The 24,667-nt window shown below is 74.6% G+C and carries 25 protein-coding genes and 1 tRNA gene; 11 read left to right on the top strand and 15 right to left on the bottom strand.

What is annotated here, in order from left to right; genetic code table 11:
* Positions 1 to 119: 119 nt before the first annotated feature.
* Positions 120 to 1,133, top strand: coding sequence for a hypothetical protein (locus ACZ58X_RS31380; protein ID WP_470336955.1), 1,014 nt, complete (start codon positions 120 to 122; stop codon positions 1,131 to 1,133).
* Between the two features lie 121 nt (positions 1,134 to 1,254).
* Here ACZ58X_RS31380 and ACZ58X_RS31375 read toward each other — a convergent pair whose 3' ends face one another.
* The 3 genes from ACZ58X_RS31375 to ACZ58X_RS31365 are packed head-to-tail and all read right to left on the bottom strand — an operon-like array spanning position 1,255 to position 3,321.
* On the bottom strand, positions 1,255 to 1,689 hold the full coding sequence (locus ACZ58X_RS31375; protein WP_470336954.1) for a nuclear transport factor 2 family protein: 435 nt from the start codon (positions 1,687 to 1,689) through the stop codon (positions 1,255 to 1,257).
* A gap of 47 nt (positions 1,690 to 1,736) precedes the next feature.
* Positions 1,737 to 2,507 (bottom strand): SDR family oxidoreductase, encoded by a 771-nt coding sequence (locus tag ACZ58X_RS31370; protein ID WP_470336953.1) that lies wholly within the window; start codon positions 2,505 to 2,507, stop codon positions 1,737 to 1,739.
* 28 nt (positions 2,508 to 2,535) lie between these two features.
* Positions 2,536 to 3,321, bottom strand: coding sequence for an SDR family NAD(P)-dependent oxidoreductase (locus ACZ58X_RS31365; protein WP_470336952.1), 786 nt, complete (start codon positions 3,319 to 3,321; stop codon positions 2,536 to 2,538).
* Between the two features lie 210 nt (positions 3,322 to 3,531).
* Here ACZ58X_RS31365 and ACZ58X_RS31360 point away from each other — a divergent pair, with 210 nt between their 5' ends.
* Positions 3,532 to 4,836 (top strand): LuxR C-terminal-related transcriptional regulator, encoded by a 1,305-nt coding sequence (locus tag ACZ58X_RS31360; protein WP_470336951.1) that lies wholly within the window; start codon positions 3,532 to 3,534, stop codon positions 4,834 to 4,836.
* Between the two features lie 115 nt (positions 4,837 to 4,951).
* Here the strand turns inward: ACZ58X_RS31360 and ACZ58X_RS31355 are convergent, their stop codons facing one another.
* The 6 genes from ACZ58X_RS31355 to ACZ58X_RS31330 form a co-directional block, all read right to left on the bottom strand.
* Positions 4,952 to 5,884: an NADP-dependent oxidoreductase gene (locus ACZ58X_RS31355; protein ID WP_470337021.1), complete on the bottom strand. Its 933-nt coding sequence runs from the start codon at positions 5,882 to 5,884 to the stop codon at positions 4,952 to 4,954.
* Positions 5,885 to 5,895: 11 nt separating this feature from the next.
* On the bottom strand, positions 5,896 to 6,318 hold the full coding sequence (locus ACZ58X_RS31350) for a nuclear transport factor 2 family protein (protein ID WP_470336950.1): 423 nt from the start codon (positions 6,316 to 6,318) through the stop codon (positions 5,896 to 5,898).
* A gap of 31 nt (positions 6,319 to 6,349) precedes the next feature.
* Positions 6,350 to 7,369 carry a methyltransferase gene (locus ACZ58X_RS31345; protein ID WP_470336949.1) on the bottom strand — a complete coding sequence of 340 codons (1,020 nt, stop codon included), beginning with the start codon at positions 7,367 to 7,369 and terminating at the stop codon, positions 6,350 to 6,352.
* Positions 7,370 to 7,462: 93 nt separating this feature from the next.
* Positions 7,463 to 8,602: an acyl-CoA dehydrogenase family protein gene (locus tag ACZ58X_RS31340; protein WP_470336948.1), complete on the bottom strand. Its 1,140-nt coding sequence runs from the start codon at positions 8,600 to 8,602 to the stop codon at positions 7,463 to 7,465.
* Positions 8,603 to 8,670: 68 nt separating this feature from the next.
* A complete protein-coding gene (locus ACZ58X_RS31335; RefSeq protein WP_470336947.1) occupies positions 8,671 to 10,596 on the bottom strand; it encodes a flavin-containing monooxygenase in 1,926 nt (641 codons plus the stop codon).
* A 17-nt stretch (positions 10,597 to 10,613) separates the two neighbouring features.
* Positions 10,614 to 11,090 (bottom strand): flavin reductase family protein, encoded by a 477-nt coding sequence (locus tag ACZ58X_RS31330; protein ID WP_470336946.1) that lies wholly within the window; start codon positions 11,088 to 11,090, stop codon positions 10,614 to 10,616.
* 248 nt (positions 11,091 to 11,338) lie between these two features.
* On the opposite strand from ACZ58X_RS31330, the gene ACZ58X_RS31325 reads away from it, so the two are divergent.
* From ACZ58X_RS31325 to ACZ58X_RS31310, 4 genes are read left to right on the top strand one after another with little or no spacing between them, the layout of a single operon-like run.
* Positions 11,339 to 12,487 carry an acyl-CoA dehydrogenase family protein gene (locus tag ACZ58X_RS31325; RefSeq protein ID WP_470336945.1) on the top strand — a complete coding sequence of 383 codons (1,149 nt, stop codon included), beginning with the start codon at positions 11,339 to 11,341 and terminating at the stop codon, positions 12,485 to 12,487.
* 44 nt (positions 12,488 to 12,531) lie between these two features.
* Complete coding sequence (locus ACZ58X_RS31320; RefSeq protein ID WP_470336944.1) at positions 12,532 to 13,695, top strand: DUF6081 family protein; 1,164 nt, start codon at positions 12,532 to 12,534, stop codon at positions 13,693 to 13,695.
* Positions 13,692 to 14,135, top strand: coding sequence for a lipocalin-like domain-containing protein (locus ACZ58X_RS31315; protein ID WP_470336943.1), 444 nt, complete (start codon positions 13,692 to 13,694; stop codon positions 14,133 to 14,135). Before ACZ58X_RS31320 ends, ACZ58X_RS31315 begins: the two co-directional genes overlap by 4 nt.
* Positions 14,132 to 15,055, top strand: coding sequence for an alpha/beta hydrolase (locus tag ACZ58X_RS31310; protein WP_470336942.1), 924 nt, complete (start codon positions 14,132 to 14,134; stop codon positions 15,053 to 15,055). The genes ACZ58X_RS31315 and ACZ58X_RS31310 overlap by 4 nt, the downstream gene beginning before the upstream one ends.
* Positions 15,056 to 15,168: 113 nt before the next feature.
* On the opposite strand, the gene ACZ58X_RS31305 is transcribed toward ACZ58X_RS31310, so the two are convergent.
* The 4 genes from ACZ58X_RS31305 to ACZ58X_RS31290 all read right to left on the bottom strand — a co-directional run bounded on the left by ACZ58X_RS31305 (position 15,169) and on the right by ACZ58X_RS31290 (position 18,745).
* Positions 15,169 to 15,747, bottom strand: a complete 579-nt coding sequence (locus ACZ58X_RS31305) for a flavodoxin family protein (protein WP_470336941.1) — start codon at positions 15,745 to 15,747, stop codon at positions 15,169 to 15,171.
* A 328-nt stretch (positions 15,748 to 16,075) separates the two neighbouring features.
* On the bottom strand, positions 16,076 to 16,843 hold the full coding sequence (locus tag ACZ58X_RS31300; protein ID WP_470336940.1) for an AfsR/SARP family transcriptional regulator: 768 nt from the start codon (positions 16,841 to 16,843) through the stop codon (positions 16,076 to 16,078).
* Positions 16,844 to 17,853: 1,010 nt separating this feature from the next.
* Positions 17,854 to 17,926: transfer RNA gene (locus ACZ58X_RS31295), tRNA-Lys, on the bottom strand.
* 48 nt (positions 17,927 to 17,974) lie between these two features.
* Positions 17,975 to 18,745 (bottom strand): nucleotidyltransferase domain-containing protein, encoded by a 771-nt coding sequence (locus ACZ58X_RS31290; protein ID WP_470336939.1) that lies wholly within the window; start codon positions 18,743 to 18,745, stop codon positions 17,975 to 17,977.
* Between the two features lie 112 nt (positions 18,746 to 18,857).
* Between ACZ58X_RS31290 and ACZ58X_RS31285 the strand changes: the two genes are divergently transcribed.
* The 3 genes from ACZ58X_RS31285 to ACZ58X_RS31275 all read left to right on the top strand — a co-directional run bounded on the left by ACZ58X_RS31285 (position 18,858) and on the right by ACZ58X_RS31275 (position 21,651).
* The gene (locus tag ACZ58X_RS31285) at positions 18,858 to 20,075 is read left to right on the top strand and encodes a DNA glycosylase AlkZ-like family protein (protein ID WP_470336938.1); all 1,218 of its coding nucleotides are present in this window, start codon (positions 18,858 to 18,860) and stop codon (positions 20,073 to 20,075) included.
* A gap of 10 nt (positions 20,076 to 20,085) precedes the next feature.
* Positions 20,086 to 20,847 (top strand): SDR family oxidoreductase, encoded by a 762-nt coding sequence (locus ACZ58X_RS31280; protein WP_470336937.1) that lies wholly within the window; start codon positions 20,086 to 20,088, stop codon positions 20,845 to 20,847.
* A gap of 108 nt (positions 20,848 to 20,955) precedes the next feature.
* Positions 20,956 to 21,651 (top strand): tyrosine-protein phosphatase, encoded by a 696-nt coding sequence (locus ACZ58X_RS31275; protein ID WP_470336936.1) that lies wholly within the window; start codon positions 20,956 to 20,958, stop codon positions 21,649 to 21,651.
* 21 nt (positions 21,652 to 21,672) lie between these two features.
* On the opposite strand, the gene ACZ58X_RS31270 is transcribed toward ACZ58X_RS31275, so the two are convergent.
* Positions 21,673 to 22,137 (bottom strand): RICIN domain-containing protein, encoded by a 465-nt coding sequence (locus ACZ58X_RS31270; protein ID WP_470336935.1) that lies wholly within the window; start codon positions 22,135 to 22,137, stop codon positions 21,673 to 21,675.
* 58 nt (positions 22,138 to 22,195) lie between these two features.
* Here ACZ58X_RS31270 and ACZ58X_RS31265 point away from each other — a divergent pair, with 58 nt between their 5' ends.
* Complete coding sequence (locus ACZ58X_RS31265; RefSeq protein WP_470336934.1) at positions 22,196 to 23,290, top strand: hypothetical protein; 1,095 nt, start codon at positions 22,196 to 22,198, stop codon at positions 23,288 to 23,290.
* Between the two features lie 89 nt (positions 23,291 to 23,379).
* Complete coding sequence (locus ACZ58X_RS31260) at positions 23,380 to 23,715, top strand: hypothetical protein (protein ID WP_470336933.1); 336 nt, start codon at positions 23,380 to 23,382, stop codon at positions 23,713 to 23,715.
* 82 nt (positions 23,716 to 23,797) lie between these two features.
* Here the strand turns inward: ACZ58X_RS31260 and ACZ58X_RS31255 are convergent, their stop codons facing one another.
* On the bottom strand, positions 23,798 to 24,631 hold the full coding sequence (locus tag ACZ58X_RS31255; RefSeq protein ID WP_470336932.1) for a TIGR02452 family protein: 834 nt from the start codon (positions 24,629 to 24,631) through the stop codon (positions 23,798 to 23,800).
* Positions 24,632 to 24,667 lie beyond the last annotated feature (36 nt).

Raw genomic sequence — 24,667 nt, 5'->3', positions numbered from 1 at the left:
TCGGTATGTTGGTCTCCGACAGGTAGTAGTCCCCCCCCCCCCCCCCCCCCCCTCCCTCTCCCCCCCCTCCCCCCCCCCCCCCCCCCCCCCCCCGCCGCACCCTCAGGAAGGAACACCCCATGTCACCGTCGCACCGCCGCACCCAGCGCACCTGGTTGACCGCCGCGGGGATCGCTGCGGGGATCTGCGGACTGCTCGGCACCGTCGCCGTGCTGCCGGCCGCCTCGGGCGCCGAGGCCGTCCAGGTGTGCCGGGCCACCCTCGACGGCGAGACCACCGACACCGTCGGCTCCGCCGAGGCCGACGCGGTGCTCGACACCGCCGGCGCCTACGCGGGCCCGTGCGCCGAGTACAGCCCGGCCGTCAAGGTCGGCAACGGCAGGATGCGCACCTACGCGCAGTTCTCGAAGGGGCGGCCGACCACGCTCGGCTTCGTCTTCGACCGCACCGCGCTCACCGGGCTGCCCGAGCCGCACACCACGGACCGCAAGGACTGCTACGACGTCAACGGGGACGGCCGGATCGACCCCCTGACCGAGTGCATCCACCACCAGAGCTACCCGTTCGACCTGCCCGGCGCGTACACCAGGAAGTCCGGCCCGTTCACCTGGGCGCTGGTCAACTGGAACGCCGAGGGCCACGACCCGCAGGGCGTCTACACCGCCCCGCACTTCGACTTCCACTTCTACATCCAGAGCCGCAAGGACCGGGACGCCATCCGGGTCGGTCCCTGCGCCGGTCCCGGCCTGACCAACTGCGCCGACTTCGACACCGCGCGCAAGCCCGTACCCGCGAAGTACACCGCCCCGGACTACGCCGACTTCGGCGCGGTCGTCGCCAAGATGGGCAACCACCTGATCGACGGCACCGGCCCGGAGTTCCACGGTCAGCCGTTCACCAAGGCCTTCCTGTACGGGAACTACGACGGCGGGATCACCTTCTACGAGCCGATGATCACCTACCAGTGGCTCATCGACCTCAAGCCCGGCGACAAGGTCTGCACCCCGGTCAAGACGCCGGCCGCCTTCCAGCAGGCGGGCGACTACCCGACCTCCTACTGCGCCGAGTTCCGCCGCAACGGCAAGGAGATGACGGTCTCGCTGGAGAACTTCGTCACCCGCCAGGCGGGCTGACGCACGACCGGCACCGACCGGCACCGACCCGCACCGCACGACGACGAACCGCCCGGGCCTGCTGCGGCCCGGGCGGTTCGTCGTCGCGTACGGCGGAGCTCTTGCGGGGAACGTCCGGCGGTCAGGCCAGCTGGTCGTACGAGATGCTCCGCGACCGCAGCCGGATGCCCTCCGCCGTCACCGCCACCACGTCGTGCACCACGCAGCTCGGCCAGACCTCCGGCCGCTCCTGCGGCCGCACCCGGACGATCAGCGCGTACACCGTCGACCGGAGGTCACCGTTCTCCAGCGGCTCCAGCACGATCTGGTTGAAGTAGTGCCGCCGCTGCACCGGGTCGTCGCGGAAGCGCTCGTGGAACGCCTCCAGCTCCTTCTCCACCCCGGCCGGCCCGACCGCGGGCTCGGTGCCGGGGGTGTGCTGGAAGGTGCCGTCCGCGGTGAAGGTCGCCGCGTACTCGGCGAACCGGCCGCCGTCCAGCGCCTGCATCTGGCGGGCGTAGAAGTGCTGCACCTCGGCGTACAGTTCGGCGCCGACGCCCTCGCGTACCGGACTCATCCGGTCCCTCCTCATCGATTCGACGGTCCCGGCCGCACCGGCCGGGCTCACCAGGGCACCGACTCGGTGGGCGAGCCGGCCATGCTGCCGTAGAAGCCCCCCGTGGGCCCGTCCGGGCCGGTCAGCGCCAGCCACACCGGCACGTCGGCGCCCTCCGCGGGGCTGCGGGTGCCCCGGCTGAACGGCGAGTCCGCGTTCAGGTCGGTGGCCACCAGGCCGGGGTTGGCCGCGTTCACCCGCACCCCGGCCGCGCGCAGCGCGTTGGCGTACACCACCGTGACGGCGTTCAGCGCGGCCTTCGACGAGCTGTACGGCAGCAGCCCGCGGGTCGAGACCGGGTTCTCCGGGTCGGTCAGCAGCGTCAGCGAGCCCAGCGGGCTGGACAGGTTGACGACCCGTCCGTTCGGCGAGCGCTCCAGCAGCGGCAGGCACGCCTGGGTGACGGCGACGTTCCCGAAGACGTTGACCTCGAAGGCCTCGCGCATCTGCGCCGCGCCGATCCCGGTCGTCGGGACGCCCCACTCCACCACGATCCCGGCGTTGTTGACGAGCACGTCGAGCCGGCCCGCCTCGGCCCCGATCCGCTCGGCCGCCGCCTCCACCTGGGCCTGGTCGGTCACGTCCAGCCGGACGAACCGCGCGTCCAGGCCCTGGGCGAGGAGTTCGGCCTCCGCCGCCCGGCCGCGCTCCTGGTCCCGGGCGCCCAGGTACACCGTCATGCCCTCCCGGGCGAGCCGACGGACGATCTCCTTGCCGATCCCCTTGTTGGCCCCGGTGACGAGGGCCACCTCGTCCCGGTGCGCCGTGCTGCTGCCCATGCCGTGTTTCCCGTTCGTCCGGTGCCGATCAGTAATTGCCCAGCCCGCCACAGACGTTGAGCGCCTGGGCGGTCGTCGCACCGGCTCCGTCGCCGACCAGGTACTCCACCATCGCGGCGACCTCCTCGGTGGCGACGTAGCGCCGGATCGGTACCCGCGCGGTGATCCGCTCGAACACCTCCTCGGTCGGCACCTGCCAGATGTCCGCGTAGTGCTCGCGGACCCGCTCCGCCATCGGCGTCTCGACGAACCCGGGGCAGACCGCGTTCACGGTGATGCCGGTGGCGGCCAGCTCCAGGCCGAGCGCCTTGGTGAAGCCCACCACGCCGTGCTTGGAGGCCGAGTACGGGGCGCCGTGGACGACGCCCTGCTTGCCGCCGGTGGAGGCGATGTTGACGATGCGGCCCCAGTCCTTGCCGCGCAGGCCGCCGAGCGTGAGCACCGCCTTGGTCACCAGGAAGACGCTGTTCAGGTTGGTGTTGATGACGTCGTACCAGAGCTCCTCCGGGATGTCGGCGGTGACCCCGCCGCCCGACCGCCCGGCGTTGTTGACCAGCACGTCGACGGTGCCGAAGCGGTCGACCGCGGCCCGGACGAAGGACTGCACCTGCTCGGGCGAGGTGACGTCGCAGGGGCTGCCGTCCACGTCGTAGCCCTTGTCCCGCAGGGTCTTCACCGTCTCCGCGAGCGCGTCCTCGCGCCGCCCGCACAGGTAGACCCGGTGGTTCAGGGCGGCGAGCCGCTCGGCGATGGTCAGCCCCATGCCGCTGGTGGCTCCGGTGACGATCGACACCGGTCGGTCGGTTCGCGCCATTTGTCGGTCTCCCTCTCTCTCCGCTCGCTCCGGCCGGCCGGCCGGCGACTCGCAACGTGGAGACGGTCGCGCGCCCCGCTCGAACCTGGGTCGGACCGGCCTGGAGCGGAACGCCGCGAACCGGCCACCGCGACCGGACTGCTCCTCCGGCTAGCGGGACCTCCCCGAAGGAGCAGTGCGCACCGCCCGTCTCCCGGCTAACGTGCGGTCATGGCACCCCTTCGGACGGACGACCCGCGACTGATCCTCGACATGGCGAAGGCCCTGCTGCGCGCACCGCTTCGGGACGTGCTCCCCACCTTCTCCCGGACCATCGCCGACCTGGTCCCGCACCGGGCCCTGGCCATGCTGACCGCCGACTGCCCGAAGTCCGCCGCCTGGACGGCCGGCGACCCGGCGCTCACCGAGCAGGTGACCACCGCCGAGATGGCCACCCTCTCCACCCACGTGGAGATCGGCAGGCCCTGGTCCGGCCGGGCCGTGCTGGCCGGCGCGCAGCGCCCGGTGTTCGCCGTGGCCTGCGCCCCCGACGGATCGGCCGGGGCGCTGCTCGCCGTCGTCCCGGTGGACGACCGGGCCCCCGAACCCGCCGTGGTGGAGCTGGTCGACCGGCTCTGGGAGCTGGCCACCGCCCGGGTCGTCGACCTGCTGCCCGAAGCCGTCCCGGTCGACCTGTCCGGCGCCTGGCGGGCCGGCAGCGAGCGCCTGCGCATCACCAGCGAGCTCGCCGAGACCCACGCCGCCACCCTCACCGGCCTGCTCGGCGTGCTCCGCTCCCGCAGCCTGGACGACGCCACCGCCCGGCGCACCGCCGTCGACCTGGCCGTCGCCTCGCTGATCGAGCTGCGCGGCTCGCACAGCGACGAGCAACTCCCCGACGAGGAGACCCTCGAGGACGCCTTCGGCCGGCTCACCGCCATGCTCGGCGCGCTCTCCCGCTACAGCGGACTGACCCTGGAGTACGCCCCGCCCGCCCCGCCGGAGCGCCTGATCCCGTCGAACGTGGCCCGCACGCTCCGGGCCGCGGTGCGCGGCATCGTCCTGACCACCATGGAGCAGGGCGGGGTCACCCGGGTCCGGGTCGGCTGGGAGGCCGGCGGGAACGAGCTGCGGGCGACCGTCCGCGACGACGGCCCCGGCCGGCTGGCACCCGAGGCGCTGGCCGTGCACCGGCTCAAGGACCGGATCGCCGCCATGGGCGGCGAGTTGGAGGTGGACTCCGTCCCGCAGTGGGGCACCTCCGTGACGATGCGGCTGCCGCTCACCGCGCCCGACCGCGACCGGCCCCGCGAGGACCCGCTGACCGGGCTGAACCCGCGCGAACTGGAGGTGCTCCAGCACCTGGTGCAGGGGCACCGGAACCGGGTGATCGCCAACCAGCTCGGCATCAGCGAGCACACCGTCAAGTTCCACGTGGCCCGGATCCTCAAGAAGCTCAACGCCGACTCGCGCGGCGAGGCCGCCGCGCTCGCCATCGCCGCCGGCTTCCCCCCGGCGCTGTCGCTGGTGAACTGACGCCGAGGGGCGGGTCCGGACCGGACCCGCCCCCGCGTTCGCCTCGGCCGCTCAGGCGGTCAGGCGCTCAGACACTCAGGCGCTCAGACACTCAGGCGCTCAGACGGTCAGGCGCTCAGACGGTCAGCACGAGCTTCCCCGTCGTGGAGCCGGACTCGATCAGCCGGTGCGCCCGCGCGGCCTCGGCCAGCGGGAACGCCCGGTCGACGTGCACCCGCAGCCGGCCCTCCTCGGCCAGCGCGGCGAGGGCGCCCAGCCCGACGTGGTCGGGTTCGGCGGTCACCGCGCTGAACTCCAGCCCGCGCCCGGCCGCCGCCGCCGGGAGCGCCGGGTCGTGCAGCTCCACCACGGTGACCAGCCGGCCGCCCGGGCGCAGCACCTCCAGCGACCGTACGGCGGTGTCGCCGCCCACGGTGTCGAGCACCACGTCGGCGTCCTTCACCTCGGTGGTGAAGTCCGCCGCCCGGTAGTCGACGACCTGGTCGGCGCCGAGCCCGGCCACGAACGCCTGCTTGGCCGCGCTCGCCGTGGCGATCACCTCGGCGCCGCGCGCCTTGGCGATCTGGACGGCCAGGTGGCCGACGCCACCGCCGCCCCCGTGCACCAGGACCCGGTCCCCGCGGCCCACCCCGGCCGCGTCCACCAGCGCCTGCCAGGCGGTGAGGCCGGCGAGCGCCAGCCCGGCCGCCTGCTCGTGGTCGAGCGCCGCCGGCTTGCGCACCAACTGCCGTGCCGGGGCGGCGACGTACTCCGCGTAGCAGCCGGCCTCGCGCGGTATCAGCGGCATGCCGCACACCTCGTCACCGACCGCGAACCGGGTCACCCCGGGGCTGACCGCCTCGACCACGCCGGAGAGGTCCCAGCCGAGGACGAACGGCGGCTCGCCGAGGAACGGCACGCCGCCGGAGCGGACCAGGGCGTCGATCGGGTTGACCCCGGCCGCCCTGACCCGCACCAGCACGTCGTTCACCCTCAGCCGCGGCCGCGCCAGCTCCGTCGGCTCCAGCACCTCGGGACCGCCGAAGCGGCGTTGCGTGACCGCGCGCATGGCAGCTGCCGTCACGGGGCGTCCGCGATCAGCTCGTCCAGGTCCGCCTCGGCGGGCACGGCCTGCGCGACGTCCCAGTGCTCGGCCAGCCGGCCGTCCGCGATCCGCCACAGGTCGGCGGTGATCACCGGCGGCGCTCCGGGGGCGACCCGCACGACGTTGTGGGTCCAGACCTGGTCGCCCTCGGCGATGATGCGGACGATCGTCAGCGAGAACTGCGGGAACGGGACGCCCGCCTGCTCCCGGAAGGTCTCGACGGTGCGGTCCCGGCCGACGCCGACCCCGTGGTGGTGGTTGACGAAGTCCTCGGCGAGCAGCTCCCGCGCCCGGTCCCAGTCCTTGTCGTTGTAGAAGGCGTTGATGAACTCGGTGACGAGCTCCTTGTTGGCCTTGAGGTCGGCGTTCGCCGCCGGGCCGGCTCCCTCGGTGCTCATGCGCTTCCCCTCCCCGGTCCCCAGGACCCGGTCACTTGATTCCGACGACGATCGAGTCCGGACCGACCAGGTGCTCGGTCCAGGTCCGGGTGAACCCGGCCTCGGTCATCCACGCGGTGCATTCGGCGGCGGTGTAGCCGAAGCCGCCGTCGGTGACCGCCAGCATGGTCAGGCTCATCAGCAGGGCGAACGCGTTCTGCGACCGGTCGTCGTCGATCAGCGAGTCGTAGACGACCACCGCGCCGCCCTCCGGAAGAGCTTCCCACGCCTTCCGCAGCAGGACCTTCTTCTTCTCCAGATCCCAGTTGTGCAGGATGTGGCCGAAGGTGATGACGTCGGCCTTCGGGAAGGGGTCGGCGAAGAAGTCCCCGCCGGTGAAGGACAGCCGGTCGCTCAGCCCGTGCTCCGCCGCGTACTCCTCGAAGACCGGACGGGACTGCGGCAGGTCGAAGCCGGTGCCGGTGAGGTGCGGGTTGGCCTTGAGCACCTGGACGGCGAGGTCGCCCTGGGCGGTGCCCATGTCGGCGAGCACCTGGTAGTCCGACCAGCGCACCTGGGTGGCGATCCGGGTGTTCGCGACGTGGCTGATGCCGGTCATCGACGCCAGGAACTGCTTGAGCCGCACCGGGTCCGAGTAGAGGGCGTCGTAGGTGTCCAGCTCGCTGTCGCGCGACTCGTCGTGCGGCTTGCCGGTGCGCAGCGAGTCGGTCAGGTTGTTCCAGATGCCGAACAGCCGGCCGTTGGCCATCTCCAGCAGGCTGCCGTGGTGGAGGTACTCCGGCTTCGCGCGGTCCAGGAAGGCGTCGGTGTCCGGGGTGTTGCGGTAGACGCCGTCCTCGCGCAGCAGGAGGCCCAGCGCCACCAGGGTGTCCAGGAAGTCCCGGCTGCCGCGCGGGTGCAGGCCCAGCCGGGCGCCGAGCGTGTCGGCGTCGGCGGGGGCCTTGGCCAGTTCGGTGAAGACCCCGAGCTCGACGGCGCTCAGCAGGGTCTTCGACGACTCGAAGCCCAGGCCGATCTGCAGGATGCGCTCGGGGGAGGGGGTGGTGGTCACGGCTGCTCCTCGGTGGTCCGGTGGTCCGGTGGTCCGGGTGGTCCGGTGGTCCGGGTGGTCCGGTGGTTCAGGGGGTGTGCGGTCCGGCGGCGTTCAACGGGTCTGCGCGAACAGCCGTGCGGCGGGCTCGAACTGGAGCGCCTGGTGGGTCGCGATGGCGTTGACGTCCCGCCACAGCCGCTGGAGCGGCCCGTCGGCGACCTGGCCGCTGGTGCCCGCCGCGCGGTAGAGCCGGTTGACGGCGGTGACCAGGGTGTCCACGACGAAGGCGCTGTCCCGGACGTTGCGGGCGGTCTCGGCCGGGGTCGGTGCCCGGTCCGCGTCGGCGAGTTCGGCGACCCGGCCGAGCAGCAGCCCGGCCGCGTCGATCTCGGCGGCGGAGCGGGCCAGCAGCATGTCGTAGCTGGCCTGGTTGCCGGCCGCGCCGGGGATGCCGGGTACGGCGGCGGCGCGGCTGCGACCGCCGAGCGCCTCGGTGACCAGGGCGAGGGTGCCCCGGGCGGCGCCGAGTGCGGGCGCCACGAAGGTGAGGCCGTTCACGGCCGGCAGCGGCGCCAGCCCGGCCACCGGGGGCACCGCCGCCGGGTCGGCGGGGCGGCCGGCGAAGGCGGCGGCCCGGTCGGCGATCCGGGCCGCCGGCACGAACACGTCCTCCAGCACGGCGGTGTTGCTCCCGGTGCCCCGCATACCGACGCTCGACCAGGTGTCCTCGACGCGGCACTGCGAGCGCGGCACCACGGCCAGCAGCAGTTGCTGTCCGCCGTCGGCCGCGGGCACCTTCGCGCAGACGACGACCCAGTCCGCGTGGTCGATGCCGCTCATGTAGGGCCAGCGACCGGTCACCCGCAGGCCGTCGCCCTCCGGGACGGCCTCGCCGAACGGGATGACGGAGGCGATCACCGCCGCGTCCGGCCCGTCGGCCCAGACCTCGGCCCGGCCCTCCTCCGGGAAGAACGACAGGAAGCGCGGGGAGCCGGCGAACAGCGAGGCGCACCAGGCGGTCGCCGGGCAGGCCGCGCCGATCACCGGCACGGTGTCCAGGAGTTCGCCGAAGCCGCCGGCCCGGCCGCCGAACCGCGCCGGCACGAAGTGCCGCATGAAGCCGGCCTCGGCGATCGCCTTCACGGCGTCGGGGCCGATCCGGCGGGCGCGGTCCGTCTCCTCGGCCAGCTCGCCGGCCTGCCGGGCGATCGAGCGGGCGGCGGCGAGCCGCCGCTCCGGGGTGTCCTGCATGGCGTGCCCTTCCCTCGCGGTCAGTGGTGGTCGGACGGGGCCCGGTGCGGCCGGACCGGGTGCGGCGGTCACCGCGGCTCGTAGTCGGCCGGGTCGACCGCCCGGGTACGCGCCCAGTACTCCTGGGCGGAGAAGGGCCAGTTGACGGCGGACCGGCCGCCCTCGTTGTACCAACCGGCCACCCCGGTCCAGCCCCAGGAGCGCTCGGCGTTGGCGCCGTCGACCCACGCGTTGTACCGGTCGTGGACGTCGGCGCGGACGGTGAGCGCGTCGCGCCCGCTCGCCAGCAGCAGGCGGATCGCGTCGAGCACGTACCCGACGGCGCACTCGGAGAAGTAGACGATGCTCCCGCCCTGGCCGACCAGGTTGGTGTTCGGCCCGTACAGGCAGAACAGGTTGGGGAACTCCGGCACGGTGATGCCGAGGTAGGCCCGCGGCCCGTCCCGCCAGGCCTCCCGCAGGTCCAGCCCGCCGCGGCCGGTGATCCGCATCGGCGCCAGGAAGTCGGAGGCCTCGAAGCCGGTGGCGTACACGATGACGTCGACGTCCAGCCGCTCCCCGCCCGCGACGAGTCCGCTCGCGGTGACCCGCTCCAGCGGCGCCGTCACCAGCCGGACGTCGTCCCGCCGCAGCGCGGCCAGCCAGCGCCCGTCGTCGCGGAGCACCCGCTTGGCGCCCACCGGGTAGTTCGGGACGACCAGGTCGCGCAGCTCGGGCGCGTCGGCCAGCTGGGCCTCCATCGAGGCCAGCAGCGCCGCCCGGAGCTGCTCGTTGCGGGCGGACACGGCCCGCTCGGTGGGCGGGTGGTCGTGGTCGACGATCCAGCCCTCCAGGATGCCGTGCAGCCCCGGCGCGAACAGCCAGAACCGGTACCACTGCGCGTAGTACGGCAGGTGCTCGAAGAGCCACGACGCCCCGGCGGGCATCGGCTCCCGGTAGTGCGGGGTGGGGCGCATCCAGGGGGCGTTGCGCTGGAACACCAGCACCTCGGCGGCGGTCCCGGCGAGTTCCGGCACGAGCTGGTAGGCACTGGCCCCGGTGCCGACCACCGCCACCCGCTTGCCGGCCAGGTCCACCGAGTGGTCCCAGGCGGCCGAGTGGAAGGCCGGCCCGGCGAACGACTCCCGCCCGGGCAGCTCGGGCAGCCGCGGCCGGTTCAGCTGGCCGACGGCGCTGACCACCGCGTGGTGGCGCTCGACGGCGGTGCCGTCCGGCCCCGCGACGGTGACGTACCAGCGCGACTCCTCGTCCGCCCAGCGTAGTTCGGTCACCTCGGTGCCGAAGCGGATGTGCTCGCCGACCCCGGAGGCCTTCGCGAAGTCCCGCAGGTACTCCAGCACGGTGTCCTGGCGGCAGAAGTGGTCCGGCCAGTCGTGCTTGGGCGCGAAGGAGTAGTTGTAGAGGTGGCTGGCCACGTCGGTGCGGCAGCCCGGGTAGGTGTTCTCGAACCAGGTGCCGCCGAGGTCCGCGTTCTTCTCGTAGATCACGTACGGGATCCCGGCCTGCGCCAGCCGGTACCCGGCGAGCAGGCCGCTGAACCCGGCGCCGACGACGACCACCCGGAAGTCGGTGCCGGGGCGCAGCCCGTCCGCCGTCCAGCGGGGCGCCTTGGAGTCGGGCCCGTGGCCGGGCAGCACGAGTTCCTCGGCGAGCAGCGGCACCAGGTCCTCGGTGTCGCGCTCCATCGCCCAGGAGGTGATCGCCCGCAGCAGTTCGGGGCCGGGCGGGGCGGGCACGGCGCCCGCCGCGTCGCCGCCGTCCCGCAGCCGGGCGAGGGCCGCCAGGGCGCTCTCCCGGGCCTCGGCCGCGCGGTCGGGGCTCAGCCCGCCCTGGGGGGCGAACAGCCAGCCGGGGGCGCGCAGGTCGTCGCGCAGCAGCGAGAGGTCCCCGGTGAGGTGCGCGACGGTCATCAGCAGCGCCGGCACGTCGGCGTCCGCCAGGTGCCGGCGCAGGGTCGCGTCGTCGGCGGTGATCGGTCGGGCGGTGTCCGCCATGGCAGCTGCCTCCGGTCTCAGGACGTCGGGGCCAGCGCGGCGAACCGGCGGTCGACGTAGACCACCGGCACGCCCTCGGCGGCGAGCGTCTGGTCGACCACCTCGCCGACCAGGATGGTGTGGTCGCCGCCGTCGTGCCGGCTGTGCACGGTGCACTCCAGGGTGGCGAGCGCGTCCGTGACCACGACGTTGCCGCGGTCGGTGCGCAGGAAGCCGCCGCCGCCGAACTTGCGGGCGGTGCGGTCGGCGAAGCGCAGCGCCAGGTCGGACTGGTCCTGGTGCAGGATGCTGATCGCGAAGCGGCCCGTCCGCTCGAACACCGGGTGGCAGGTGGCCGACTTGGCCACGCAGGCGAGCACCAGCGGCGGCTCCAGCGACACCGAGCAGAACGAGCTGATGGTGAGGCCGTGCGGGGTCCCGTCCTCGTCCGTGGTGGTGGCGATCGTGACCCCGGTCGGGAACCGGGCCATCACGTCCTTGAACTGGTCTGTCATCCGACTCCGCCCCGTTCGAACCCGACTCGTCACGCGCGCCGCCCGGGCCGTCCGGCCGACGGCGGGCTGGGCACGACGTACAGCCTCCGGGCGCTGCCTCGATTGCCGCTCGAACCCCGATCGAGGGGATCCGGGCGGCGGCCGGACGCTCCAGCCGGGCTCAAGCGGTCCTCGAACCCGGGCGGAGAGCGTTCCGGGAGCCGCCCGCCCGACCGGCTGCGGCCGGTCCCGACCCTGGAGCAACCACCATGGACCTGACGTCCGAACTCGTGTCGGCCGCCCGCGAGACGGGCGCACTGGCGGCGCAGCGCGCCGACCGGGCCGAGGCCGCCCGCCGGCTCGACCCGGAGGTGGCCGGAGCGCTGGTCGCGGCGGGCTTCGCCCGGCACTTCGTGCCCAAGTCGTGCGGCGGCGACGAGGGCACCTTCCTCGACCTGAACCGCGCGGTGAGCGCGGTGGGCGAGGGCTGCACGGCGACGGCCTGGTGCGCGTCGCTGTCCGCCCACGTGTCGCGGATGGCCGCGCACCTGCCCGCCGCCGGCGGCCGGGAGGTCTGGGCGGACGGCCCGGACGCCCTGCTGGTCGCGTCCCTGACGCCGCTCGGCACGGCCCGCCCGGTGCCCGGCGGCTACCGGCTGGCCGGCACCTGGCCGTTCGTCAGCGCGATCGACTACGCCGACTGGGCGCTGCTGGCCGCCATGGTGCCGGCCGAGGACGGCGGGCAGCCGCAGGCCCGGGTCTTCGCGGTGCCGCGCGCCGCGTGGCGGACCGAGGACACCTGGCAGAGCGTCGGCATGGCCGCGACCGGCAGCAACAGCGTGACGGTCGAGGACGTCCTGGTCCCGGACGCCCGGTCGATGAGCCGGGAGGACCTCTTCACCGGCCGCGCCGCGGACTCCGACGCGGCCTGCCACGCGGTGCCGATGCAGGCCACCACGATGATGTTCGCCACCCCGGCGCTGGGCGCCGCCAAGGGCGCGCTGGCCGCGTGGACCGGCTCCGTGACGCCCAAGATCCGGGCGGCGGCGGCCGGGCCGCAGCGGGCGCACGCCGGGATGCCCGCCTTCAACCGGGCCTCCTACGACGTCACGCTGACCCGTAGCGCCACCGAGATCGACGCGGCCGAGCTGCTGCTCGAACGGGCCGCCCGCACCGCGGACGGGGCCGGCGCGCTGAGCCCGCTGCTGACCATGCGGAACTGGCGGGACTGCGCGATGGCGACCGAGTCGATGGTGGGCGTCGTCAACCGGCTGTTCCGCACCATCGGCACCACCGGCCAGTCCGTGCGCAGCCCGCTGCAGCGGTTCTGGCGGGACGTCAACTCACTGGCCGGCCATCAGGGCCTCCAGGTGGAGTCCGCGTCGGTCGCCTTCTCGCGGCACGTCATCGAGCTCTGAACCCCCCGCCCCCTCACTGGCCGACCCCTCACAGGAGGACACCCATGACCGTCAGCCGTCGGCAGGTCCTGCGCTCCACGACCGTCCTGACCACCACCGCCCTCGCGGGCACGGCCCTGACCGCCACCGGCCTGGTCGGCACCGCCGCGGCCGACCCGGTCGGCGGCACGGCCGGCGGCACCGCGGAGCCCGACGCCTCCGGATCGGCCGCGCGCCGCCGGGTGCTCTGGCGGGACGACTTCGCGAACGGCTTCTCGACCGAAGGGCCCGACGCCCACTGGGCGTTCCTGCCGTTCGGCCCCACGATCGGCCGCGACGGCGTCGCCACCACCGACCGCCGGGGCCTGACGGTCGTCTCCGGCGCCACCAACCCGAGGACCGGCGAGCCCGCCTTCGCCGTGACCGTCGGCCCGAACGACCCGAGCGGCTTCCCCGGGAGCATGGACCACGTCAAGTGGCTGGCCTACCCCAACCGTCAGGCCGCCTCCGGCGTGCTGGGCTTCGACGCCGAGCCGGACACCGAGCTCTCCGGCGAGGCCGTCCTGTCGGCCTCCTCCTACGGCACGGCCGACCACCCCTTCGGCGCCGCCGTCCTCGACCCGGCCGACGACCTCCGGCTGGCCGCGCCGGCGATGCCCGTCCAGGACCTGGAGACGGGCGTCGCCTTCGACTTCTTCCTCACCGACCGCGGGATCTACGCCGGGTACGAGCGGCTGCCGCACAACCGCCCCCAGCTCGGCGACTACGCCGCCTTCCTCTACGCGGTGCCGGTCGCCCGCCGCTGCCCGTCCGAGAGCCACCTGCTGCGGATCTCCTACGACCGCTCCCGCGGCCTGGCGACCTGGCACCTGGACGGCCGGGAGGTGTTCCGGGTGGACCGGATCGGCTACCGGCTGCCGGCCGGCCGGCGGTACATGCTGCTGGACCACGGCGGCACCGAGCAGCTCGTGACGCCGCGCCAACTCGCCTTCGGCCTGGGGATGTTCAACATCCTGGACGCCGCGCGGGCGGGCCGGCCGGGCTCGGGCCTGGTCCGGCTGACCCCCGAGGCGGACCACTACCTCGACCCGGCCGTGGACACCCCGGCCCCGCAGCGCTTCGTGGACGACGCCGCCCTGCCGGGCAGCCGGCTGTGGGGCCAGGGCACCGCCCTGCGGGCCGGCGGCTACACCGTCTCCGCCCGCCGCTCCCCGGGCGGTGCGGCGTGAGCCCGACCACCGGCCCGACCACCGGCCCCACCACCGCCGAGCTGCTGGTCGGCGCCTGGCAGCTGGACTCCTACCTCACCGAGAACGACGGCGGGTTCAGCGAGGGCCCGCTCGGCCCCGCACCGCGCGGCCTGCTGATCTACTCGGCCGACGGCCGGGTGTCGGTGAGCATGATGCGCACCGACGGCCCGCCGGCCGGCCCCGGCCGTTTCATGGGGTACGCGGGCAGCTGGCACCTCGCCGACGACGGTGCCCCCGGCACCCGGGTGGTCCACGACGTCGCGGTCAGCTCCCACCCGTACCTGGTGGGCAGCCGGCAGCTGCGCGACCTCACCCTCACCGGTGACGTGCTCACCCTGGCCGGCTCGGCCGGAGCGGCCGGCGGCCCGGCCGAGCGCCGGGTGCTCACCTGGTCCCGCACGGCCGGGGGCACCGCGTGAGCTACGCCTTCGACCCCGAACTCGCCCCGCTCGTCCCGCGCCTGCGCCCGCCCGACTACCGGCACCCCGAGGCCGCGCGCACCAGCATGCGCGCGATCATGGCCGCCCAGACGGCCTACCGCCCCGAGCGTCCCGTCGAGGTGGCCGACCGCCTCGTCCCGGTGCCCGGCGGCCCCGCCCTGACCGTCCGGACCTACCGGCCGCTCGACCGGCCCGGCCCGCTGCCCGCCCTGCTCTTCCCGCACTGGGGCGGCTTCGTCACCGGGGACCTCGACACCCCCGGGATCGCCGCCACCCGGATCGCCGACCGGGTCGGCGCCGTGGTGGTCTCGCCCGACTACCGGCTCGCCCCCGAGCACCCGTACCCGGCCGCCCTGGACGACTGCTACGCGGCGCTGGAGTGGCTGGCCGCCGAGGCGCCCGCGCTCGGTGTCGACCCCGACCGGATCGGCACCGCCGGGTACAGCGCGGGCGGCGCGCTGGCGACCGCCGCCGCCCTGCTCGCCCGCGACCGCGGCGGCCCGGCCCTGCGCTTCCTCTACCTGCTGTTCCCCCAGCTCGACGACCGGTTGGAGACGGTGTCCGCCCGGGCCTTCACCGACACCCCGATGCTGGACCGCCCCAACCTGGAGACCAGCTGGCGGCACTACCTGGGCGGCGCCCCCGCGTCCGGCTACGCCGCACCGGCCCGCGCCGAGGAGCTGGCCGGCCTGCCGCCCGCCTTCGTCGGCGTGTGCGAGTACGACCCGCTGCGGGACGAGGGCCTCGACTTCGCGCTCCGGCTGATCCGGGCCGGGGTACGGACCCAACTCGTCCACTACCCCGGGACGTTCCACGCCTCGATCGGCATCGACTCGGCCGTCTCCCGCCGCATGGTCGACGAGCAGCTCGCCGTCCTCCGCCGGGGTCTCCTCGACTGACGGCCGCGCGGGGCACTCCGGACAGGCCAGTGGCCCCGGGCAGTCGCGACTGCCCGGGGCCACCGCCGCGTCCGGCCGGCACAGGGGGTCCGGCCGACGCGCCTGCGGCCGGATCAGCCGGCGGTACGTGCCCGGCGCAGGAGCGCGGCGTGCTCGGCGACGCGCTGCCCGAGGTGGGCACCGGTCAGCAGGTCGGACTTCGGCAGCTCCTCCGGCCCCGCGTCACCCGGGCACCGCGCCATCACGCCGAGCCAGCCGCCGATCCGGTTCAGCTCGTCGTCGCCGTTGCCGGGCAGCAGGTCGAGGTTGACCCAGTGCATGCCGTGCTGGGCCGCGAGCAGCGTGAAGTACTGGAGGGTGTGCAGCTTGTCGCCGCTCAGCGCGCCGGAGGTGGTGAAACCGGCGGCGATCTTGTCCTTCCAGGTCTGGGCGTACCAGCGACCGCTGCTCTCCTGCGCGAAGGCGTGGAACTTGCCGCTGGCGGAGCCCATGTAGGTCGGCGAGCCGAAGATGATCGCGTCGGCCGCGTCCAGCTTCTGCCACACCTCGTCGCCGAGTTCGTCCAGCGAAATCAATTCCGCCGTCACGCCCGACACACCCGCCGCACCCTCCCGAACCGCCTCGGCCAGCCGCTGGGTGTGCCCGTAGCCGCTGTGGTACGCAATCGCAACGGAAATCGTGCCGTCAGTCATATCCGCTCCTCCACCATTCACACCTCGGCCCGCCCTTTTCGGCGGTGCCCGGAATAGCCTCGCAGTCCCATGGAGGAGTGGGTACTAGCCTTTGGTCCGGTCCGACCTACCCGAAAGGATTGACGCAATTCCGCCGCATCCGGCCGTTCGGGGCGAACCGCGGGAACCCGGGCCGGCCGAATGGCCGTCCCGGGTTCCCGTTCTCCGACGTCGGCCGCACGGGGGCCGCGCGGGCCCAGTCGCGGATCGGCCGCTACCCGACGCCGATCCGCCCTGCCGTGTCCCGCCCCGCCGTGTCCTGCCCTGCCGCCGCGCCGCTCCCGGCCGGCTAGCCCGCCCGCCGCATCGGCACCATGCCCACGCCGGGCGCGTCCCGCAGCGGCTCGTTGCGCAGCACCGCGAGGTGCAGCCGCTGGAGCCGCGGTGACGGCTCGACGCCGAGTTCGGCGTCGAGCGTCCGGCGCAGCCGCTGGTAGGCCTCCAGGGCCCGCCAGGCGCCGCCCGAGCGGTACAGCGCGGTCATGAACTGGGCGCAGAAGCCCTCGTCCATGGGGTGCTGCGCGGTGAGCATCCGGAGTTCGCCGATCAGCTCGGAATGCCGTCCGAGCTGCAGGTCCGCCTCGATCCGCAGGGCCTGGACCTGGAGGAACGCCTCCTCCAGTCGCAGCGTCTCCATTTCGAGCGACCGCCCGACCGTCACGTCCGCGAAGGCCGGCCCGCGCCACAGCACGAGCGCCGAGGCCAGTTCGGCCGACGCCGTCCGCGGGTCGCACCGCTCCATCGCGTCGCGCCCCCGGGCCGCCAGCCGGTCGAACTCCCTGAGGTCGCTGCTCTCGACCGGACAGGTGAGCTGATAGCTGCCGAACCGGGTGGCCAGCACGTCCTTGGCGGTCCCGGCGGCCTGCTCCTTGCCCTCCCCGAGCGCCTGGGCGATCCTGCGGCGCAACTGGAGGATGTAGGTCTGCAGCGTCGTGGCGGCGCTGCGCGGGATGGACTCGTCCCAGATCTCGGCCATGAGCGTCGGGACCTGGACGGCACGATCGGCCCGCAGGGCGAGCAGCGTCAGCAACTGACGCGGCTTGCCCGCACTGGGCAAGATTGATTCACCATTCAACCGAATTACCGTCGGCCCGAGAAAAGCGATTTCCAGCATGTCCCCCCCGTGAGCTGCCAGGTGTCGATTCCGCGACGACTGAACGGCTCGTTGCCCTAAGTCGGTTCAATCGCCGCCGCAAGAGGATGCCGAGTCCGCCGACCCCGGCCGTCGGGTCATTTTCGATGATGACCACTGATTGGCATATTAACCGACGCGACGCCCATTCCTAGGCCTTCACTCCGGCGCGTCCCGCCCCCGTACCAGCATGCCACTCGAAGCGCGCATCCCTGCGATATCGCCCGATTCACCGCAATCGAGAAAAAATCGAGGACCGGGTTCCGGATATCGCCGTGACTACCCACCGCAATTCCACCCGGCCCACCGCTCGCCCCGCCGAAACCGCCCCGCCGGCATCATCCGTGCTGAGGGCCCCTCCGCACCCCCGGAACCGGCGCCCGGACGCCCGGATTCCCCACCTCTTCGCGGTCACCGTACGCACACGACCCCGCGGATCCGTCCGAACTCGCCGTCCCGGCCCGGGGGTTCGGACGTGACCAACGTCACAAGATCCAGGGGCTCGACAACCGGCCGTCGACGCTCTCTGCGCCGACCGGCGCGAAGGTCCGTTCCGGCTGTTCAAGCGCCCCCTTCACACCCTTCGCGCCCCTCCGAACGGAAGCGGACGGTATTCGCCGACCGTCGTGGGACGGCTCGTCGAACTCCCCATTCACATCAGCTGATTGGCCTCGCGTCACGGAACACCGCACACCGGTTCGGGCCGTGCCGCGCGGGTGCTTTCCCGACATGTTCACATCCGAATGCGCGACCTTTGAACTGATGTCGCATCAACTTCCGTTCGTGCTCGGCCCGCAGTCGCGGGCGCAGCACGGCCGCACCACGACCACACCGCGGTCGTGCCGCTGGCTGCACACGGTCAGGAATTGCCGCGATCGCGCGGAGAGGAATGAAGAAGACCCAGGTCAGATGGCATCTTCCCGGGGTCTGGACGGTGGGCCACCAGGGGCTCGAACCCTGAACCTACGGATTAAAAGTCCGCAGCTCTGCCAATTGAGCTAGTGGCCCGCGGCCCCGCGCCCCGGAGGATCCCGGGTGGAGAGGGCCACGGTGATCCTACCCGGTGGGCCCCAGGGCTCCGCCAGTGGATTGGGTGGGCGCGCCGGGTGCCACGGGTGCGGCCCGGGGCGGGGCGTAGTGGGCGGCGCGGACGCGGCGCAGCCAGGCCTCGGCGGGGCGGGGGTCGGGGGCATCCGGCAGGACGCCGGGGCGGCCGAGCCGGTCCGCGGCCTCGGCGAGCAGCTGTTCGGCGGTGGCGGGGCGGTCGGCGATGCGTTCGCCGAGCGCGCGGACGCGCTCCGGGTCGGGCAGCCGGATCAGGTTGCGGCCGGTGCGGTGCAGCCGGACGGCCTGCTCGACCAGCCGGACCAGGTGCCGGGCGTGCTTGGCGGCCCGCCGGCGGGTGGCCGGGTCGGTGGTGTCCCGGGTCAGCAGCTTGCGGAACTGCTGGTCCGCGTAACCGAGATAGGCCCGGCGGACGGCGGGGGCGCTGAGGAAGCTGGACCGGATCGCGACCAGTTCCCGCCCGAGCGGGGTCGCGGTCTCGTACAGCTCCTCGGGCAGCCAGACGAGTTCGGAGGCGGTCGGGTTGCAGGACAGCGCCAGGCGGCACCACTTGGCGGCCTCGTGCAGGGTGACGTCCGGCCCGGTGGTGACGTGCGACTCGGCCGGGCGGTGCAGGCCGTGCAACTCCTCGGTGGGGACGGCGAACAGCCCCAGCCGGTCGACGTCGGAGCCCGCGTGGGCGAAGCCGTAGGCGGTCGAGCCGACGATGCCGGAGAGCAGCACGGTGCCGGAGAGCAGTACGGTGCCGGGTGCGTCGGTCATGCGTCCTCCTCTCGATCACCGGTTCCGCCGGGTACCGCATCCTCTCCGGAACGGGCCGCGCCGGGCGAGCGATTTCCGGTCCGGGGCCCGCCCGGCCGCCGATACTGGCCCCATGGAGCACGATCCCCACGCGGAACCCGTCGGTGTCGAGAAGCTGCGGGCCTGGTGGTCTCACCGGCAGTGGCTGGACCGCCCGCACCCCGGCGCGTCCGCCGCCGAGGTGCTGGCCGCGACCGGCTGGGCCCGCTCGGTCGGCGGCGCGGCCCCGTACCTGGGCCTGTTCGCCCGGGCCGGGCTGGGTCGGGCGGCCGTGGACGCGGCGGTGGCCGACCTGGCGGTGCACGAGCTGCCGTCCGCCCGGGGCTGTACGTACCTGCTGCCGGCCGCCGACTTCGCGCTCGGCCTGGCGGTCGGCGCGGCCGCCCCGGAGGGCGAACTGACCGCCGCGGCGAAGCACCTGGGGGTCGGCCGGGACGAGGTGGAGCAGCTCTGCCTGGCCATCGAGCGGGCGCTCGCCGACGGCGGGCCGCTGGATCCGACCACGATCCGGGAGAAGGTCGGCGACGCCGTCCGGCCGCTCGGCGAGCCGGGCCGCAAGCGCGGCCTGGCCACCACCCTGCCGCTCGCCCTCGGGCTGCTGCAGTCGCGCGGCCGGATCCGCCGGGTGCCCGTCAACGGCCGCCTGGACCAGCAGCGTTACGGCTACGTCGGCTGGGACCAGCCGGTCGCGGGGGACGCCGTGGACCTCGCCCGCCGCTACTTCTCCTGGGCCGGGCCGGCCACCCTCGGGCACTTCCGCTGGTTCTCCGGCTTCTCCGCGGCCACCGCCCGCCGGGCCGTCGCCGAGGCCGGCCCGGTGCCGGTCGCCCCCGGCTCGGAGCTGCTGCTGCCGCCCGAACTCGCCGAGGAGTTCGCCGGATTCGAGCGGCCGGCCGAACCGCACTACACCCTGCTGGCCGGGATCGACGGCATCCACCTGCTGCACCGCGACCTGTCCCGGCTGCTCGACCCCGCCGACGCCGCCCGCCCGCTGCCCGCCGGCCGGGCCGGGCGCGCCTTCGGCGGCGAGGCCGACCCGCAGACCCACCTGGTGCTGGACCGCGGCCGGATCGTCGGCCTGTGGGAGTACGACACCGAGCGGGCCGAGATCGTCCACCAGTCCTTCGTCCCGCCGGACGACGCGCTGCACGCCGCGGTGGCCCGCACCGAGGCGTTCGTCCGGGACGAACTGGGCGACGCCCGCGGGTTCGGCCTCGATTCGCCGAGGAGCCGCGCCCCGAAGGTCGCCGCGCTGCGGGAGGCCGCCGCGCGCGGGTGGCCGGCCGGGTAGCGTACGGCCCATGTCGACCACCAGCACCGACGGAGTCCTGCTCGTCACCGGCGCCGGCCGCGGCATCGGCGCCGCCACCGCCCTGCTGGCCGCCCGCCGCGGCTACCGGGTGTGCGTCAACTACCGGACGGACGAGGCCTCGGCCGCCGCCGTGGTGGACGCCGTCCGGGCCGACGGCGGCACCGCGATCGCCGTGCGGGCGGATGTCTCCCGCAGCGCCGAGGTGGAGCGGCTGTTCGCCACCGTGGACGCCGAACTCGGCCCGCTCACCGGGCTGGTGAACAACGCGGGCACGCTGGAGCGGCAGTGCCGGCTGGAGGACATCGACGAGGAGCGGCTGAACCGGATCTGGGCGGCGAACATCACCGGCCCGTTCCTGTGCGCGGCCCAGGCCGTCCGCCGGATGTCCACCCGGCACGGCGGACGCGGCGGCGCGATCGTCAACGTCGGCTCGGCCGCCTCCCGGATCGGCTCGCCGAACGAGTACGTCGACTACGCGGCGGCCAAGGGCGCGGTGGACTCGATGACCCGCGGCCTGGCCCTGGAGGTCGCGGCCGAGGGCATCCGGGTCAACTGCGTGCGCCCGGGCCTGATCCACACCGGCATCCACGCGCTCGGCGGCGAACCGGGCCGGGTCGACCGGGTCGCCCCCGGCCTGCCGATGCGGCGCGGCGGGGAGCCCGAGGAAGTCGCCGAGGCGATCCTGTTCCTGCTCTCCCCGGCCGCCTCGTACACCACGGGGGCGTTCCTGGAGGTCTCCGGCGGGCGCTGACGGCGCTCCGGCGGGCGCTGACGGCCCCGGCCCGGGGGCGGGGATTCGGCGAACGGTCCTCTCCGGTTTCCTTCCCCCCGCTCCGTCCGCGCCCGTACCGTGGGGGCCATGACCGCTGCCTTCATCGACATCCCCGGTGTGCGCAACTTCCGTGACGCGGGCGGGATCGGCGCCCTGCGCCGCGGCGTCCTCTACCGCTCCGGCTCCCTCCACACGCTCACCGAGGAGGGCGCCCGGAAGCTCAAGGAGCTCGGCCTGCGGACGGTGATCGACCTGCGCAGCCCGTTCGAGCTGGAGGTCTGGCCGGACCAGCGGCACGGTCTCGACCACGAGTCCCTCAACCTGCCGACGCTGCCCGCCGACCGCGAGGACCTCACCCGGCCGTGGCCCGAGGACCAGGCCGCGCTCTACACCTTCATGCCCGAGACCGCCGGTCCCTCGCTCGCCGCCGTGATCCGCCGGCTGGCCGCCCCGGAGGCCGTCCCGGTGATCGTGCACTGCGCCGTCGGCAAGGACCGCACCGGCCTCACCGTCGCCGTGCTGCAGTCCCTGCTGGGCGCCTCGGACGCCGACATCACCGCCGACTTCCTGCGCTCCAACGCCGGTCTCGGCCTGGAGGACGGCCCCACCCCGTACATCGACGAGACCGGCACCGAGCGGGTCTCCCGCCCGGTCGACGCCGGCCTCATCGCCTCCTCCCTCGCCTGGATCCGCACCCACCACGGCACCGTCCCGGCCTACCTCGCCGCCCACGGCACCACCGAGGCCGAGCTCGCCGCCCTCCGGGCCAACCTCACGGCCTGAGGAAGCAACCCCCGGCCCCCGTCAGTCCTGGCGCTCGAACCGCCACCACTGGGTCGGGGCGTCGGTGTCCTCCCACTGCTGGACACCGGCCTCCGTGGCGGTCAGCGGCTTGCCGCTGATGAAGCTGGTGACGGTGTAGGTGCCCGGGGTGTCCACGTGGGCCTCCAGCAGCCATTCCTGGGCGCCGAAGGCGTTGGCGGACCACTGCTGGATCGGGACGCCGTCGTCCGGGGAGGCGCCGGTCACGTCCAGGCGCTTGCCGCTGCCGGCGTTCTCGATGTGGAAGAGCGCGCCGCCGGGGTGGACGGCGGTGAGCCGCCAGAGCTGGGCGTCGGTGCCGTCGGCCGGGCCGAGGCGGATCCGGGCGCCGCTGCGCCGGGAGGCCTCGGCGACCTCCAGCAGCAGGCCGCTGCCGACGTTGCGGATCCGGTAGCGGCCGTCGGTGACCGCCCGGTCCGCCGTGCTGTCAGGGGCGCTGTCCGTCATGGCCGCAGTCTCGCACCCGCGGCTGACAGCCCGGCCCGCTGCGCCTATGCTGCGGCGGATGTCCACCCAGAGCGTTCCGCCGACCCGTCAGCAGCCCACCCTCCTGGAGGCGGTGGCCGGACTGGAGGCGGCGGTCGCGGCCGGCGACGACGAGGCCTTCGGCCCGGCCCTGGGCCTGGTCGGCGCGCTGTTCGGCCCGGCCGACCCGGCCGAACGGCGGGCGGCCGGCCCCCGGCTGGCCGCGCTGCTGCCGGACGCGCCGCCGTTCCCCCGGGCGCACCTGGCGATGGTGGTGGGCGCCTGCGTGGAGTCCGGTGCCGATCCGGTGGCCTGCGCCGGCCCGGTGCTGGCCGGTCTGCGCGGGGCGCTGACCGGTGCCCAACGGCTGGTCGAGCACTGGGCGCGGACCGGCGGCGGGCCGCTGCCGGACCAGGAGGCCGACGACCCGGCCGAGGCGCACGCCCGGATCGAGCACCCGGAGCACCTCGACCCCTGGCGGGCGCACCTGGCCGTGGCCGCCTGGTGGACGCTGCACCTGTGGCAGCAGGCCGCCTGGGCGGTGTACGCGCACCCGCCGGTCCGGGTCGAGGCCCGCGCCTCGGGCGTCACCGAGGTGCTGCTGGAGCTGTTCGACCGGTACGGCGGCGAGCGGCACGACTTCAAGGGCCTCACCCACCTGGCGCTGGTGCTCGACGACGAACCGCTGCTGGTCCTCGACCGCCCCACCGGCACCGGCTACCTGCTGCGGATGAGCGGCCTGAGCGACACCTTCCAGCTGCACACCCTGCTCGCCGACGTGCTGATCGGCGGCGGCCACCTGCCCGGCCTCCCGCAGGACCCGGAGGTGGTGGCGCTGGCCCGGACGGCGTTCCCGGACGGCCGCCGGCTCACCGCCACCGGCGCCTTCAACCTGGTCGCCCCGGACGGCTCCTGGCTGTGGAACGAGGGCACGCCCAGCGACGTCCCGCTGCTGGACGGCGTGCGCACCCTGGTGCTGGAGCCGCTGCCGTACGAGCGCAGCTGGTCGGCCGGGCGCTTCCTCCAGGAGGTCCCGGGCGACCTCCGGCTGGAGCGGGTGCTCGACCCGGCGGAGGCGGCGCGGCGGCTGGCCCGCACGGTGCCGGGGGTGGCAACCGCGGCGGCCTTCGGCTGAGTCCGCCGGGCTCCCGGCGGGCCGGGCCGGCCACCGGGTTAGGGTCGGAAGCCGACACGTCCTTACGAGCCCCACGAGTGGAGTCGACGATGGCGAAGGTCCAGAACGCGCTCGCATCCGCCGCGCCCGCCGCGCTGACCGCGGCGAGCGGCCTGGTCGGCGGTTACGGCGTGGCCCGCTGGAGCGGCCGGCGCGAGCTGGGCGGCGCGGTGCTGGCGGTGGCCGGTGCCGGCGCGGCCGCGCAGTGGCGCCGCAGTTCGGGCACGGCGGCCGCGGCGGCGCTCACCGGCCTGTACGTGGCGGCCTTCGGCGGTTCGCACCCGCTGGCGAAGCGGATCGGTGCCTGGCCGTCCGTGTTCGCCGTCACCGGGGTGGTCGCGGCGGCTTCGACGGCCGCGACGGTGCTGTCCGCGCGCAAGCGCTGAACCTCACCGCGCGCGAGCGCTGAACCTCACCGCGCGGGAGCGCTGGGCCTCGCGGCGCGCGAGCGCTGGGCCGCCGGCCGGTTCAGGACGGGACGACCGCCGGGCCGAACCGCGCCTCGAAGGCCGCCCGGTTCGCCGAGACCGGCGAGCGGTCCCAGACCGCGAACACCACCCGCTCGAACGCGCCGCCGTACCGGGCCAGCGCGCCCTCGAAGGCCTCGGCGACCTGGGCCGGGTCGTTGCGGAACACCCCGCAGCCCCAGGCGCCGAGCACCAGGGCGCGGACCTCGTGCCGGGCCGCCGCCGCGAGTACCCGGACGGCCCGCTCGGCGAGCACGCCCCGGACGTCCGTACCGGCCGAACGCCGTTCCAGCTGACCGGCGTTGGGGGCGGGCGAGGTCAGGAAGGTGACCGGGTACGGCCGGGCCAGCAGGTCGCCGCGGCCGTCCCGGATCACCGGCACGCCGGGCGAGACGACGACCCGGTGGCTGTACCGCAGGTCCGTCGAGGCCCGGTGCGCCTCGTAGTAGTCCGGCGCCTCCAGCAGACAGCTGTACAGCAGCGCGCTGCGGCACAGGTCCTCCTCCTGGGCACGGGCGCCGCGCAGGTACCCGCCGCCGGGGTTGCGCGCGGAGGCGAAGTTCAGCACCCCGACCGGCCCGGCCCCGGCCGCGACCAGCCGCCGGGCCGCCTCGACGCTGCCCTCGGCCGTGACCTCGACCGGCCCGCCCGCGGGCCCCCGCTCCCCGGCCGCCAGCAGCGCGTCCAGCCCCGCCGGGGAGTACGACACCGTGCCGGCCCGGGCGGCCGCCAACCGCTCCCCCAGCTGCACGAGTTCGCCCCCGGCCGTCCGGTAGCTCCCCCGCGCGGCGATCTCCTCGTTCACCCGTGCCACTTCGTGCAGTCTGCTGCTCATGTCCGTGACGCTACGGGACTACCCTCAGCGCGCGCC

Source organism: Kitasatospora sp. NPDC040550, assembly GCF_055594965.1.
This window is presented reverse-complemented; position numbering and strand designations above follow the sequence as displayed.

What these genes read in the sequence shown, in the direction of transcription:
- ACZ58X_RS31380 (WP_470336955.1), top strand. Translation starts at nt 120, where the DNA reads ATGTCACCGTCGCACCGCCGCACCCAGCGCACCTGGTTGACCGCCGCG.
- ACZ58X_RS31375 (WP_470336954.1), bottom strand. Translation starts at nt 1,689, where the DNA reads ATGAGTCCGGTACGCGAGGGCGTCGGCGCCGAACTGTACGCCGAGGTG.
- ACZ58X_RS31370 (WP_470336953.1), bottom strand. Translation starts at nt 2,507, where the DNA reads ATGGGCAGCAGCACGGCGCACCGGGACGAGGTGGCCCTCGTCACCGGG.
- ACZ58X_RS31365 (WP_470336952.1), bottom strand. Translation starts at nt 3,321, where the DNA reads ATGGCGCGAACCGACCGACCGGTGTCGATCGTCACCGGAGCCACCAGC.
- ACZ58X_RS31360 (WP_470336951.1), top strand. Translation starts at nt 3,532, where the DNA reads ATGGCACCCCTTCGGACGGACGACCCGCGACTGATCCTCGACATGGCG.
- ACZ58X_RS31355 (WP_470337021.1), bottom strand. Translation starts at nt 5,884, where the DNA reads ATGCGCGCGGTCACGCAACGCCGCTTCGGCGGTCCCGAGGTGCTGGAG.
- ACZ58X_RS31350 (WP_470336950.1), bottom strand. Translation starts at nt 6,318, where the DNA reads ATGAGCACCGAGGGAGCCGGCCCGGCGGCGAACGCCGACCTCAAGGCC.
- ACZ58X_RS31340 (WP_470336948.1), bottom strand. Translation starts at nt 8,602, where the DNA reads ATGCAGGACACCCCGGAGCGGCGGCTCGCCGCCGCCCGCTCGATCGCC.
- ACZ58X_RS31335 (WP_470336947.1), bottom strand. Translation starts at nt 10,596, where the DNA reads ATGGCGGACACCGCCCGACCGATCACCGCCGACGACGCGACCCTGCGC.
- ACZ58X_RS31330 (WP_470336946.1), bottom strand. Translation starts at nt 11,090, where the DNA reads ATGACAGACCAGTTCAAGGACGTGATGGCCCGGTTCCCGACCGGGGTC.
- ACZ58X_RS31325 (WP_470336945.1), top strand. Translation starts at nt 11,339, where the DNA reads ATGGACCTGACGTCCGAACTCGTGTCGGCCGCCCGCGAGACGGGCGCA.
- ACZ58X_RS31320 (WP_470336944.1), top strand. Translation starts at nt 12,532, where the DNA reads ATGACCGTCAGCCGTCGGCAGGTCCTGCGCTCCACGACCGTCCTGACC.
- ACZ58X_RS31305 (WP_470336941.1), bottom strand. Translation starts at nt 15,747, where the DNA reads ATGACTGACGGCACGATTTCCGTTGCGATTGCGTACCACAGCGGCTAC.
- ACZ58X_RS31290 (WP_470336939.1), bottom strand. Translation starts at nt 18,745, where the DNA reads ATGACCGACGCACCCGGCACCGTACTGCTCTCCGGCACCGTGCTGCTC.
- ACZ58X_RS31285 (WP_470336938.1), top strand. Translation starts at nt 18,858, where the DNA reads ATGGAGCACGATCCCCACGCGGAACCCGTCGGTGTCGAGAAGCTGCGG.
- ACZ58X_RS31280 (WP_470336937.1), top strand. Translation starts at nt 20,086, where the DNA reads ATGTCGACCACCAGCACCGACGGAGTCCTGCTCGTCACCGGCGCCGGC.
- ACZ58X_RS31275 (WP_470336936.1), top strand. Translation starts at nt 20,956, where the DNA reads ATGACCGCTGCCTTCATCGACATCCCCGGTGTGCGCAACTTCCGTGAC.
- ACZ58X_RS31270 (WP_470336935.1), bottom strand. Translation starts at nt 22,137, where the DNA reads ATGACGGACAGCGCCCCTGACAGCACGGCGGACCGGGCGGTCACCGAC.
- ACZ58X_RS31265 (WP_470336934.1), top strand. Translation starts at nt 22,196, where the DNA reads ATGTCCACCCAGAGCGTTCCGCCGACCCGTCAGCAGCCCACCCTCCTG.
- ACZ58X_RS31260 (WP_470336933.1), top strand. Translation starts at nt 23,380, where the DNA reads ATGGCGAAGGTCCAGAACGCGCTCGCATCCGCCGCGCCCGCCGCGCTG.
- ACZ58X_RS31255 (WP_470336932.1), bottom strand. Translation starts at nt 24,631, where the DNA reads ATGAGCAGCAGACTGCACGAAGTGGCACGGGTGAACGAGGAGATCGCC.